The organism is Citrobacter sp. Ce104 (assembly GCF_030334595.1).
Lineage (GTDB): Bacteria > Pseudomonadota > Gammaproteobacteria > Enterobacterales > Enterobacteriaceae > Citrobacter > Citrobacter europaeus.
The window spans coordinates 438,556-452,089 of record NZ_JAOWDP010000062.1 but is presented as its reverse complement, the minus strand read 5'-3'; the positions used below and the strand labels follow the sequence as shown (position 1 = coordinate 452,089).

Below are 13,534 nucleotides of genomic sequence, written 5' to 3'. Positions count from 1 at the left end.
GCTTGTAATCCGTTGTTCCGTGTCAGTGGAGGCGCATTATAGGGAGTTATTTCAGGCTGACAAGGGGAAATTTAAAATAACTTTCCGAGTGCGTGTTTTTTCATCAAAACCACCATTAACATGCCATAAAATAAGCAAATTGCCGTTTTTGCAGCCGCAATCACATTTCCTGGTGGCATACTAATGAATAAGAAAATAAGTAAGGAAGAACATTCATGCCGTTAAATGCCCAACAGCTAGCCGCACAGAAAAACCTGTCCTACGTTCTGGCCGAAAAGCTGGCTCAGCGAATATTAAAAGGTGAATACGCACCAGGCGCGATATTGCCTGGCGAAATAGAGCTGGGCGATCAGTTTGGCGTGAGTCGCACTGCGGTAAGAGAAGCGGTAAAAACGTTAACGGCAAAAGGTATGGTATTACCGCGCCCGCGTATTGGTACACGCGTCATGCCGCAAGCAAACTGGAACTTCCTCGACCAGGAACTGCTCACCTGGTGGATGACGGAAGATAATTTCCCACAGGTCATTAAACATTTTCTGGTGATGCGTATCAGCCTGGAGCCTCAGGCGTGTTCACTGGCGGCGACCATAGGCACGGCAGAACAGAAAGCGCATCTCAACACGCTGATGGAAGAGATGGTCGAGCTGAAAAGAAACTTCAGACGCGAGCGCTGGATTGAAGTTGATATTGCATGGCATGAACACATCTATGAAATGAGTGCGAATCCGTTCCTTATATCCTTTGCATCACTGTTTCATTCCGTTTACCAGACCTACTTTACTTCTATTACCTATAACGACGTGGTTAAACTGGATCTGCACCAGGCCATTGTTGATGCAATTGATGATAGCGATGGCGATCGCGCCTTCACTGCCTGTCAGGCATTGCTGATAGCACCAAACGTGCTACCGGATAAATAATATGTCAGAAAAGAAATCACGCAGTATGGCCGGGCTGCCGTGGATAGCAGCCATGGCCTTTTTTATGCAGGCACTAGACGCCACAATCCTCAATACCGCCTTACCCGCAATAGCACATAGTCTTAACCGCTCTCCGCTCGCCATGCAGTCGGCCATTATCAGCTACACCCTGACGGTCGCCATGCTTATCCCGGTGAGTGGATGGCTGGCAGACAGGTTCGGCACCCGGCGCGTCTTTATGATTGCCGTTAGCCTGTTTACATTGGGATCGCTGGCCTGTGCGCTGTCCAGCTCCCTAAGCGAACTGGTGATTTTCCGCATCATTCAGGGCATCGGCGGCGCCATGATGATGCCCGTTGCCCGTCTGGCATTATTGCGAGCTTACCCCCGCAGCGAACTGCTTCCCGTGCTTAACTTCGTAACCATGCCTGGACTTGTAGGGCCGATTTTAGGTCCGGTATTGGGCGGTGTACTGGTCACATGGGCTAGCTGGCACTGGATATTCCTGATTAATATTCCAATTGGCGTGGCAGGTATCTTCTATGCACGCAAATATATGCCGAACTTCACCACGCCGCGCCGCAGTTTTGATATGACCGGTTTCTTTCTGTTTGGTTTGAGCCTGGTGTTGTTTTCCAGCGGGGTAGAGCTTTTCGGTGAGAAGCTTGTCGCAACCTGGATAGCGCTCAGTATTATCCTTGCCAGCATTTTGTTACTGCTTGCCTACATTCGCCATGCGCGTCGTCACCCAACGCCGCTGATATCGCTTCCTATATTTAAAACCCGAACCTTTTCTGTCGGGATCGCCGGAAACCTCGCCACTCGTCTGGGTACAGGGTGCGTGCCTTTCTTAATGCCGCTGATGTTGCAGGTAGGCTTTGGTTACCCGGCGCTGATAGCCGGTTGCATGATGGCGCCAACGGCACTGGGATCAATACTGGCGAAATCAATGGTGACGCAGGTACTGCGCCGGCTCGGCTACAGGACCACACTGGTCGGCGTTACGGTGTTTATCGGCCTGATGATTGCGCAGTTCGCGCTGCAATCTCCCGCCATGCCGGTCTGGATGCTGATCCTACCGTTGTTCATTTTAGGTATGGCGATGTCCACCCAGTTTACCTCAATGAATACTATCACTTTAGCGGATCTGACCGATGAAAACGCCAGTAGCGGCAACAGCGTGCTGGCTGTCACTCAGCAGTTATCAATCAGTTTAGGGGTCGCCATCAGCGCCGCCGTTCTGCGAATCTATGAAGGTATGGAAGGAACCAATACGGTCGAGCAGTTCCACTACACCTTTATAACGATGGGCGCTATCACGGTAGTGTCTGCGCTGATGTTCATGCTGCTAAAAGCCAAAGATGGACGCAACCTGATTAAAGAGCGACATAAGCCTAAACCGACCCCCGCTCCATCAAAACAGGAGTAAGTTGCAGGCGCTGCTGCTGCAATGCGGGCTGCGCCATCCGATGAATTAAAACATCGATGGCCAGTTCGCCCAGTTCATCTTTTGGTTGGTGAATGGTCGTCAGGGGTGGCGTCATATAGCGCGCCAGCTCGATATCGTCATAACCCACCACCGCCATATCCTGCGGAATACGCAATCCCGACTGGTACAGAGCCTGATACGCGCCGACCGCCATTGCATCATTGCCGGTAAAAACGGCCTGCGGTCGCTGTTTATGCGATAGCAACGTTTGCATAGCTTCAAAGCCGCCGCCGAACTCAAAGTCACCGGTAATCTCGTAGCCTTCCGGGACAGGCAAGCCCGCCCGCTTCATGGCCGCCCGATATCCTTCCAGACGTAAACGCGCCGGAGTTTTATCCAGCGGCCCGGTAATGCAGGCAATGCGCGTAAAGCCTTTTTCGATAAGATGTTGCGTGGCTAAATCCCCGCCCAGCAGGGAGTTATCCTGAATCAGATCGCTTTCACCATCAAAAGGTGACCAGTCCATCATCACGGTTGGTATAGAAGGATAACGCTGCATTATCTCTCTGGAAGGCTGATGTGTTTCCGTACAGAGCAGCAGCAAACCGTCCACGCGTTTTTGCATCAGCGTTTCCAGATTACGGTTCATGCGCTGTTCATCGCCTTCGGTATTGCACAGCACCAGGCTGTAACCGCGCTCAAAACAGCTACGTTCAACGCCGCGCACCAGCTCAGAATAGAAAGGATTGGTACTGGCAGTAATTAACATGCCAATAGTGCGGGTCTGGTTTAACTTGAGACTACGCGCCAGCGCGGAGGGCGCATAGTTAAGCTCTTTAATCGCCGCTTGCACTTTGTCTGTGACAGACTCACTGACAAAGCGATCTTTATTAATGACGTGAGAAACCGTCGACGTGGAAACACCCGCCAGGCGGGCGACATCCTTCATTGTAGCCAAGCGTTACCTCTGCTGACTTAAAAACGCTTCTATTTCTTCGCGCCATGGAACAGAAGGCTGCGCGCCTTTACGGGTGACCGCAATCGCCGCAGCGGCATGTGCAAAACGGATAGCTTCAGGCAGCGGAGTCTCTTCCAGTAACGCTGTAATTAACGCGCCGTTAAAGGTATCCCCAGCGGCAATGGTATCAACAGCGTCAACTTTAAACCCTGGCACACGCTGACCTTCACCCTTTACGCTGGCCCATACTCCGCGACTGCCTAAGGTAATCAGTACCGTATCGATCCCCTTCGCGTGCAATGCCTGCGCCGCTTTGGCCGCGTCTTCATCGTTTTCGACCCGGATCCCCGTCAGCTTTTCAGCCTCGGTTTCATTCGGGGTAATAATATCCACCAGCGCCAGCAGTTCGTCAGAAAGTTCACGTGCCGGAGCCGGATTCAGGGCAACCGTGGTCTTATTTTGATGTGCAATCTTTGCCGCAGCCAGTACGCTTTCGATCGGCGACTCTAACTGCATCAGTAAGGCTGACGCCTGCGCAATACGCTCATGCTGTGCTTCCACCAGAGCTGGCGAAAGCGCTGCGTTCGCACCAGCATGAATACCGATGACGTTCTCGCCTTCACCATTCACAAAGATCAACGCCACACCGGTCGATTCCCCCGAAATTACGCTAATCGGCGCAATATCGATATTATCTTTGGCTAACTGTTTACGAACACTTTCGCCAATATCATCATCGCCCGTACAGGCAATAAATGCGATATTCGCGCCACTACGACCCGCAGCAACAGCCTGATTCGCGCCTTTACCGCCAAATGCGACCTGATAATGGCTACCGGTTACGGTTTCACCAGGTGTCGGGAAAGAATTAAGATTAAGGATGTGATCGGCATTGATACTGCCAAGAACAACGAGGTTGCCTGCGGTTTTCATATTTGGTGTTCCAAGTCAAAGTGCGCCACCGGGTTAGGGTGGCGCGTGCCCTGCTTTTCTTTTTACGCTTTCATCCCCAAAACCAGATACGGGGATGGCGTATTTATGTCTCCATCAGGCCGCGAGCGACCTGAATCGGTATTACTGCTTGATGACCAGCTTCAGGTCAACCGGATATTTAGCCTGAACCTTCTCGCCTTTCAGGACCTTATCCGCAGTCTCAACGCCTTTGGCGCCGATCTGATCCGGCAACTGAGCAATGGTCGCAGCCAGTTTGCCATCATTTACTGCTTTTTCGCCATCTGGAGTGCCGTCAAATCCAACCACCATCACATCAGATTTACCCGCAGTTTGCAGTGCGCGCAGCGCGCCAAGCGCCATTTCATCGTTCTGGGCAAATACGGCCTGCACGTCAGGATGCGCGGTCAGCAGGTTCTGCATGACGTTCAGACCTTTGGTGCGGTCGAAGTCTGCCGGCTGGCTGGCCAGTACGTTAAATTTGTGTGCCGCAACGGCCTGCTGGAAACCTTCGCCACGCTCACGCGCCGCTGAAGTACCGGCAATACCCTGCAGTTCGATAACTTTAGCGCCTTCACCTGCTTTCTTCGCGATGTAATCACCCGCGATTTTGCCGCCCAACACGTTATCAGACGCAATGTGGCTTACCACTTCGCCTTTGGACGCAACGCGGTCAAGGGTAATAACCGGAATTTTAGCCTGGTTAGCCATTTTCACAGCGTTACCAACAGCATCAGAGTCGGTCGGGTTGATCAGCAGAATTTTAGTTCCACGAACCGTTAAATCCTGAACGTTAGCCAGCTCTTTCGCCGGGTTGTTCTGTGAGTCCAGAATCACCAGGTTGTAGCCCAGCTTATCCGCCTCTTTTTGCGCCCCATCCTTCAGAGAAACAAAGAACGGGTTGTTGAGGGTGGAGACCACCAGCGCAATGGTATCTTTCGCCATCGCATTCGCGCTCACGGTGGCGCTCAGCGCAACAGCAGAAACCAGGGTAGCCAGTTTTTTCATGTTCATATTTAAGATGTCCTGTAATCGTTGTTACTGCTTTTTGTTGTCTACCAGTACCGCCAGCAAAATCACCACCGCTTTAACGATCATCTGGTAATAGGAGGATACACCTAACAAATTCAAACCATTATTGAGGAAACCAAGAATCAATGCGCCGATCAGCGTCCCAACAATACGTCCTTTACCACCCGCCAGGCTGGTACCGCCTAACACTACCGCTGCGATAGCATCCAGCTCATAGCCAGTGCCTGCCGTTGGTTGCGCAGAGGAGAGGCGCGCTACTTCAATGATGCCCGCCAGCGATGCCAGCAGACCGCACAGTGAGTAAACGATAATTTTGATTTTACTGACGCTGATACCGGACAGACGCGTTGCCGCTTCGTTACCGCCCAGCGCATAGATATAACGGCCCAGACGAGTGTGGTGCAGCATGTACCACGCCGCGAGGAAGACAACCCCCATGATCCACACAGGCGTCGGGACGCCTAACGGACGACCAATACCAAACCAGCCAAACAGATCGGCATTATCAGTAAACCCGGTATTTACCGGACTGCCGTTGGTGTAGACCATGGTTACACCGCGCAGCAGCAGCATCATCACCAGAGTTGCGATAAACGCCTGCACGCGGCCTTTTGCAACAATCACCCCGGTGACTGCGCCAATGGCAGCGCCGAGCGCCAGGGCCGCAGCAACAGCCACCAGCGCATTGACTTCAATCCCTACAATCGAAGCTGCAACCGCGCCGGTAAGCGCCAGCAAGGAACCGACTGACAGATCGATACCCGACGTCAGGATAACCAGCGTCATGCCGACGGCCATGATGGCGTTCACCGACGTTTGCTGGAGAATGTTGAACAGGTTATTAACGGTAAAAAAGTTAGGGCTCATGGTAGAAACAATCGCGATCAGCACTAGCAGAGCGATGAGCGACTTTTGCTCCAGAAGCCATGCTTTAGTGAAATAACGGCGACCAGAAACAGCCTGGGTAGTCATCTTTTTTACTCCTGATTCACGCGATTAAGCTTGCCCACAGCGGCAGCCATTAATACTTCCTGAGTGGCCTGCTCGCGAGTGAACTCACCGCCGAGATGCCCTTCATGCATAACGATAATTCGATCGCTCATGCCCAATACTTCTGGCATCTCAGAGGAGACCAGAATGATGCTCAGCCCATCAGCCTTAAACTGGTTGATAAGCTGATAGATTTCTTTCTTGGCCCCAACGTCAACGCCGCGCGTTGGTTCATCAAGGATCAGGACTTTGGGTCGGGTCATGAGACCGCGCGCAATGGCCACTTTCTGCTGATTACCGCCGGAGAGCAGGCCGATAGCCTGTTCCATCGACGGCGTTTTAACATTGAACAGACGAATAAAATCACCTACCGCCTGCTGCTCATCTTTATGCTTCAGGCTTCCACCGGCGCGGCTGAAATAGCGCAGCGCGGTCAATGACATGTTCTCTTTCACCGACATGCCCAGCACTAAACCATCGCGTTTACGGTCTTCAGAAATATAGACGATGCCGTTTGCCAGTCCATCCTGCGGCGAACGGGTGACAACCTCATGGCCATCAAGCGTGACGTAGCCGCTGGTGCGTGGCAATGCGCCGTACAACACTTTCATCAGCTCGGTACGTCCGGCTCCCATCAGCCCTGATACGCCAAGGATCTCGCCTTTACGCAGCGTGAACGAAACATCATTTACGCCAGGGCCACACAGGTTATCGACCTTCAGGCGAATATCACCCGGCGCTTTTTCCAGGCGCGGGTACTGATCTTCCAGCTTACGTCCCACCATCATTTCAATCAGCGAGTCTTCGGTGAGCGAGGCGACTTCACGCTCGGCAATAAACTGCCCGTCGCGGAAGACGGTTACGTCATCGCAAATCTCGAAGATCTCTTTCATGCGGTGAGAAATATAGACAATGCCGCGTCCCTGGGATTTCAGTTCGCGAATGACGCGGAACAGAGATTCAGTTTCAGTATCGGTGAGCGCATCCGTCGGTTCATCCATAATGATGACCTTCGATTCAAAGCTCAGCACTTTGGCAATTTCGACCATCTGCTGATCGCCAATCGACAGCTCACCGACCAGCCTGTCGCTTTTAAAGCGCAGATTGAGTTTGGCGAGCAGCAAATCGGCTTCGGCGTACATCTTTTTCCAGTCAATTTTGCCAAAGCGATTCACAAACTCGCGGCCAAGAAAAATGTTCTCGGCGATAGTGAGTTGCGGGATCAGGTTCAGCTCCTGGTGGATGATACCGATTCCGGCTTCCTGGGAGGATTTCGGGCCGTTAAAGGTGGTCTCTTTCCCCAGCCATAATAAAGAGCCGGCATCACGGGTGTAGATCCCGGTCAGCACTTTCATCATGGTGGATTTGCCCGCGCCGTTTTCGCCCACCAGCGCCATTACGCGGCCTGGATAGACATTCAGCGCAGCGCCGGATAGCGCTTTTACGCCCGGGAACGCTTTATCGATCCCTTTGAGTTGCAGTAATGCGTTCATGATGGCCTCAGAACGTGACGCCAGCACAGAGAATGATATTCGCATACGGAGAACACTCTCCGCTGCGAATTACCGCCTGACTGTCTGCGGTTTGTTTTTTGAATTGTTCATGCGTGGTGTAACGAATTTCAATGGTGTTTCCCTGGTGTTGTTGCAGTTGCTCAATGAACTTAAGCAACGTTTCGTGGAGTTGCGGATTATGTTGTTTAATTTCCGACGCGAGAATGGCCGCCTCGACCTGCATTTCACGTGTAACCACATCCAGTACCTGCATAAAAGAAGGTACGCCCTGGGTTAATGCCATATCAATACGCGTTGTGCTGTTCGGGATGGGTAAACCTGCATCACACACCACCAGCGTATCGGTATGCCCCAGACGGGAGATCACCGTTGAAATTTCAGAGTTGAGTACCGTGCCTTTCTTCATTTTCTTTCCCCACTAGCGAAACGTTTCGCTGAAGATAAGTGTAGTGTGAAGAGTGGACAGAAAACCACCGTGACGTTACGAAAATGTGATCGTCATCGAAACGTTTCGCAAGGATTATCATTCGATGAAATGAAAACTGAGAGGGACAAAACAAAACGCCCCCTTTCGCGATGAAAGAGGGCGTCGATGAGATTAAATCTCGACCTGAGTACCGAGCTCAATAACCCGGTTCGGTGGGATTTCAAACTGGTCCGGCGCGCGCAGCGCGTTGCGCTGTAGCAGCAGATACAGCTTGCCGCGCAGACGCAGATACCATGGCCGCTTGCCAACAATCAACGACTCGTGCGACATGAAGAAAGAGGTTTCCATCATTCTACAGCTTAAACCTTCCAGACCGCAGCGATGGAACACTTCCTCAACGTTCGGCGTTTCGCGCCAACCATAGCTGGCCACCACGCGCCAGAAGGTGGGCGATAATTGCTCAATCTGCACCCTACGCACGTTGTGAACATAGGGCGCATCTTCCGTGCGCAGCGTCAGCAGAATAACGCGCTCATGCAGCACCTTGTTATGTTTGAGGTTATGCAGAAGCGCAAACGGGATGACGTTCAATGCACGAGACATATACACCGCCGTTCCCGGCACGCGTACCGGTGGAGATTTCTCCAGAGAGGCAATCATCGCCTCCAGAGAATTGCCGTGCTCATGCATGCGACGCAGCAGACGGAAACGCTCGCTTTTCCAGGTGGTCATGATGGTGAACATCACCAGCCCCAGCGTCAGAGGCAGCCAACCGCCGGAAATCAGTTTATCGAGGTTCGCGGAGAACAGCGGAATATCGACGCACAAGAACGCCACCAGGATCAGGAAGACAAAGTATTTATTCCAGTGCCAATTTTTGCGCGCCACGGTGGTCGACAAAATTGAGGTCAGCACCATCGTTCCCGTCACCGCAATTCCGTACGCCGCGGCCAGATTACTGGAGTGCTCAAAGCTCACAATCACGATAACCACCGCAAAATAGAGCATCCAGTTAACGAAAGGAATGTAGATCTGGCCAGATTCCATTTCCGAAGTATGAATGATACGCATCGGTGACAAATACCCCAGACGCACGGCCTGACGCGTCAGCGAGAAGACGCCAGAGATAACTGCCTGTGAAGCGATGACCGTTGCCAACGCGGCGAGGATCAGAAGCGGTATCAACGCCCAGTCCGGCGCCAGCAGGAAGAACGGGTTTTTGATCGCTTCAGGATGCTTTAACAGCAACGCCCCCTGACCAAAATAGTTCAGCACCAGCGAAGGTAATACCACGGAGAACCAAGCCAGGCGAATCGGCAACTTACCGAAGTGGCCCATATCTGCATACAGCGCTTCAACACCGGTGATCGACAGCACCACCGCACCCAGCGCTATAAAGGACAACGTTTTGAATTCGAGGAAGAAATGCACCGCCCAATACGGATTGAGCGCCTGCAGCACTTCCGGATTGCCAATAATACTGCGTACACCTAATACCGCGAGCGTCAGGAACCACAGCAGCATAATCGGCGCAAACAGCTTACCGACCATGCCGGTACCGTGTTTTTGAATCAAAAACAGCAGGGTCAGCACGATTATCGAGAGCGGAACAATCCAGGTGTCCAGTTGCGGGGCAACTATCTCCAGACCTTCAATCGCCGACATCACCGAGATGGCAGGTGTTATCACCACTTCTCCATAGAAGAAGCTGCCGCCAATCAACCCCATAATCACCAGCATGGAGGTGGTTCGCGCCGAGGTATTGCGCCCCGCCAATGACATCAGCGTCAGGATCCCGCCTTCTCCGGCGTTATCCGCGCGCATGACAAACGTCAGGTATTTAATGGAAACAACAAAGATAAGCAGCCAGAAAATCAGCGAGAGAAAGCCAAATACGGCATCACGTTCAACGCCAAAACCAAACTGGCCGGACAAACATTCACGAAGCGTATAAAGTGGGCTGGTACCAATATCACCGTAGACAACCCCAATGGCCGCAAGGGTAATCGCAGACAATGATTGTTTATTATCAGTGCTCATAGACTCGTCTTTCGTTTATACACATCATCTTTCAAGCCGCCTCCGCGTGGGCTGCATTCGTTATTCCCCCCATCCCCGGAGAAAACTCCATTGCCGCCTTGGTGCAGCTTGATTGATTTGGTGTATATATAAGAAATGTGTGCGTCGTCCCTTGGCCCACAAAAAGGCGCACAGTATGCACGATTAATCGCAAAATCGTACCCCTAAATGAGACCAGATTAATCTGGCTCAAAGAAAAATAAGCGCACCTTCAGTCTATTACTGCACTGGTGTGAAGCATCTATACTCGCAGTTTATGCAGTACATTTGGCGAAAGGACGCCACTTCATTATGGCTCACCCACATTTATTAGCGGAAAGAATTTCCCGTCTGAGCAATGCGCTGGAAAAGGGACTTTATGAACGTAGCCACGCTATTCGCCTGTGTCTGCTGGCTGCACTCAGCGGCGAGAGCGTTTTCTTATTAGGTCCTCCCGGGATTGCGAAAAGCTTAATTGCCCGCCGACTGAAATTTGCTTTTCAAAATGCTCGCGCCTTCGAATACCTGATGACGCGTTTCTCTACACCGGAAGAGGTTTTCGGCCCGCTGTCGATTCAAGCCCTTAAAGATGAAGGTCGCTATGAACGCTTAACCGCAGGCTATCTTCCTGAAGCTGAAATCGTCTTTCTCGACGAAATCTGGAAGGCGGGCCCGGCGATTCTTAACACCCTGCTAACCGCCATCAACGAACGCCACTTTCGTAACGGCGCGCATGAAGAGAAAATCCCGATGCGCTTGCTGGTGGCAGCCTCCAATGAACTGCCAGAAGCAGACAGCAGCCTGGAAGCACTGTACGACCGTATGCTGATTCGCCTGTGGCTGGATAAAGTTCAGGACAAAGCCAACTTCCGCTCGATGCTGTTAAGTCAGCAAGATGAAAGCGACAATCCGGTCCCGGCGTCGTTACAGGTGACGGATGAAGAGTATAACCAGTGGCAAAAGGACATTGGCGCCATCAAGCTTCCCGATCGCGTGTTTGAGCTTATTTTCACGTTGCGCCAGCAACTGGACACGCTACCGAATGCCCCTTATGTGTCCGATCGGCGCTGGAAAAAAGCCATTCGCTTACTCCAGGCCAGCGCTTTCTTTAGCGGACGTGATGCCGTAGTACCTATCGACCTGATCCTGCTGAAAGATTGCCTGTGGTACGACGCGCAAAGCCTGAATCTGATGCAACAACAGCTGGAAATATTGATGACCGGACACGCATGGCAGCAGCAAGCCATGCTGACGCGACTGGGCGGTATTGTGCAGCGCCGCATTCAACTCCAGCAGCAGCAAAGCGACAAAACGGCGTTCACGGTGATCCGCCAGGGCGGCATGTTCAGCCGTCGCCCTCATTATGATTTACCGCCGGAAGCTACGTCTTCTGTCGTAACATTACTCCTGCAAAAGCCCTTAAAGCTGCATGACATGGAAGTTATCCATATTGCTTTCGAACGCGGCGCACTGGAGTTGTGGCTCACCAAAGGTGGTGAGATCCGCGGAAAATTAAACGGGATCGGTTTTGCCCAGACGCTGAACATGGAAGTGGATAGCGCGCAGCACCTGGTCGTGCGTGATGTCAGTTTACAAGGCTCTCGACTGGCATTGCCCGGTTCTTCACAAGAGAGTATGCCTGCAGAGATAAAACAAGAGCTCGAAGCACTTGATAACGAGTGGCACCAGCAGCACAGCGCATTTAGCGAGCAGCAAAAATGTCTGTTTATTCATAGCGACTGGTTAGGCCGCATTGAGGCCAGCCTGCAGGATGTCGGGGCGCAAATCCGCCAGGCGCAACAATGCTGACCCTTGATACACTCAACATCATGCTGGCAGTCAGTGAAGAGGCGATGATCGAAGAGATGATCGTCGCCCTGCTGGCTTCTCCAAAGATGGTGGTCTTTTTTAAAAAATTCCCCCGCCTCAAAAAAGCGATCGCTGAAGATATACCGCGCTGGCGTGAATCTTTGCGTAGCCGCCTTAAAGATACCCATGTGCCGCCGGAGTTGGCGGAAGAGGTCATTTGTTATCAGCAAAGCCAGCTCCTCTCTCATGCGCAGTTTATCGTCCAGCTACCGCAAATATTGTCGCTATTGCACCGCCTCCATTCGCCGTGGGCCGGACAAGCGCAACAGTTGGTCAATGACAACAGCGCGTTTACGCCTGCCCTCCATACGCTTTTTCTTCAGCGCTGGCGCCTGAGTCTGGTGGTGCAAACCACAACCCTGAATCAGCAACTGCTGGAAGAAGAACGCGAACATTTGCTCAGTGAAGTACAGGAACGGATGACCCTTAGCGGGCAACTGGAACCCGTACTGGCAGAAAATGACAACGCCGCAGGCCGGTTATGGGATATGAGCGCGGGTCAAATCAAGCGCGGTGATTATCAGTTGCTGGTTAAATATGGCGAATTCCTGACGCAACAGCCCGAACTCCAGCGTCTGGCTGAGCAGTTAGGCCGTTCCAGAGAGGCGAAATCCGTGCCGCGTAAAGATGCGCCAATGGAAACCTTCCGTACCCTGGTACGCGAACCGGCAACCGTACCGGAGCAGGTGGATGGCATCCAGCAAAGTGACGATATCCTGCGCCTGTTGCCGCCGGAACTGGCCACGCTGGGCATTACCGAACTGGAATACGAGTTCTATCGTAGGCTGGTGGAAAAGCAACTGCTGACCTACCGTCTGCACGGCGAAGCATGGCGCGAGAAAGTAACGGAACGTCCGGTGGTGCATCAGGATTTTGATGAGCAGCCGCGCGGGCCTTTTATTGTTTGCGTAGATACGTCGGGATCGATGGGCGGGTTCAATGAACAGTGTGCGAAAGCCTTTTGCCTGGCGCTAATGCGCGTCGCCCTTGCCGACAATCGGCGCTGTTTCATTATGCTGTTTTCAACAGAAGTGGTGCGCTATGAGCTGTCTGGTCCAGAGGGTATCGAACAGGCGATTCGTTTTTTAAGTCAGCGCTTTCGTGGCGGTACCGATATTGCCAGCTGTTTTCGCGCCATTATTGAGCGCATGCAGGGTCGGGAATGGTTTGATGCCGATGCGGTGGTTATCTCTGATTTTATCGCTCAGCGATTACCCGATGAGGTCGTCAGCAAAGTGGGGGAATTACAGCGGGTACACCAGCACAGATTTCACGCGGTGGCGATGTCTGCACATGGCAAACCCGGCATCATGCGCATTTTCGATCATATCTGGCGCTTTGATACCGGGATGCGAAGCCGCCTGCTCAGACGCTGGCGGCGTTAAT

At 52.4% G+C, this 13,534-nt stretch carries 11 protein-coding genes; 4 read left to right on the top strand and 7 right to left on the bottom strand.

Features of this window, described 5'->3' with window-relative positions; translation table 11 throughout:
- Positions 1-215: 215 nt before the first annotated feature.
- Positions 216-920, top strand: a complete 705-nt coding sequence (locus OGW16_RS10405) for a FadR/GntR family transcriptional regulator (protein WP_043018832.1) — start codon at positions 216-218, stop codon at positions 918-920.
- 1 nt (position 921) lies between these two features.
- Positions 922-2,349, top strand: coding sequence for a multidrug transporter subunit MdtD (gene mdtD / locus OGW16_RS10400; RefSeq protein ID WP_043018831.1), 1,428 nt, complete (start codon positions 922-924; stop codon positions 2,347-2,349).
- On the opposite strand, the gene rbsR is transcribed toward mdtD, so the two are convergent.
- The 7 genes from rbsR to kup all read right to left on the bottom strand — a co-directional run bounded on the left by rbsR (position 2,315) and on the right by kup (position 10,261).
- Complete coding sequence (gene rbsR, locus OGW16_RS10395) at positions 2,315-3,307, bottom strand: ribose operon transcriptional repressor RbsR (protein ID WP_087050730.1); 993 nt, start codon at positions 3,305-3,307, stop codon at positions 2,315-2,317. The genes mdtD and rbsR overlap by 35 nt on opposite strands.
- A gap of 3 nt (positions 3,308-3,310) precedes the next feature.
- Positions 3,311-4,240, bottom strand: a complete 930-nt coding sequence (rbsK, locus tag OGW16_RS10390) for a ribokinase (protein WP_047407672.1) — start codon at positions 4,238-4,240, stop codon at positions 3,311-3,313.
- Between the two features lie 141 nt (positions 4,241-4,381).
- Complete coding sequence (gene rbsB, locus OGW16_RS10385; protein WP_003023760.1) at positions 4,382-5,272, bottom strand: ribose ABC transporter substrate-binding protein RbsB; 891 nt, start codon at positions 5,270-5,272, stop codon at positions 4,382-4,384.
- A 24-nt stretch (positions 5,273-5,296) separates the two neighbouring features.
- Positions 5,297-6,262, bottom strand: coding sequence for a ribose ABC transporter permease (rbsC, locus tag OGW16_RS10380; RefSeq protein WP_043018828.1), 966 nt, complete (start codon positions 6,260-6,262; stop codon positions 5,297-5,299).
- A 5-nt stretch (positions 6,263-6,267) separates the two neighbouring features.
- On the bottom strand, positions 6,268-7,773 hold the full coding sequence (rbsA, locus tag OGW16_RS10375; RefSeq protein WP_003023764.1) for a ribose ABC transporter ATP-binding protein RbsA: 1,506 nt from the start codon (positions 7,771-7,773) through the stop codon (positions 6,268-6,270).
- A 7-nt stretch (positions 7,774-7,780) separates the two neighbouring features.
- Complete coding sequence (gene rbsD / locus OGW16_RS10370) at positions 7,781-8,200, bottom strand: D-ribose pyranase (RefSeq protein WP_043018826.1); 420 nt, start codon at positions 8,198-8,200, stop codon at positions 7,781-7,783.
- Between the two features lie 192 nt (positions 8,201-8,392).
- On the bottom strand, positions 8,393-10,261 hold the full coding sequence (kup, locus tag OGW16_RS10365) for a low affinity potassium transporter Kup (protein WP_075145440.1): 1,869 nt from the start codon (positions 10,259-10,261) through the stop codon (positions 8,393-8,395).
- A gap of 330 nt (positions 10,262-10,591) precedes the next feature.
- Here kup and ravA point away from each other — a divergent pair, with 330 nt between their 5' ends.
- Together ravA and viaA are read left to right on the top strand one after the other, a co-directional pair.
- The gene (gene ravA, locus OGW16_RS10360; RefSeq protein WP_047407695.1) at positions 10,592-12,088 is read left to right on the top strand and encodes an ATPase RavA; all 1,497 of its coding nucleotides are present in this window, start codon (positions 10,592-10,594) and stop codon (positions 12,086-12,088) included.
- A complete protein-coding gene (viaA, locus tag OGW16_RS10355) occupies positions 12,082-13,533 on the top strand; it encodes an ATPase RavA stimulator ViaA (RefSeq protein WP_043018823.1) in 1,452 nt (483 codons plus the stop codon). The genes ravA and viaA overlap by 7 nt, the downstream gene beginning before the upstream one ends.
- The last annotated feature ends 1 nt before the right edge of the window (position 13,534 follow it).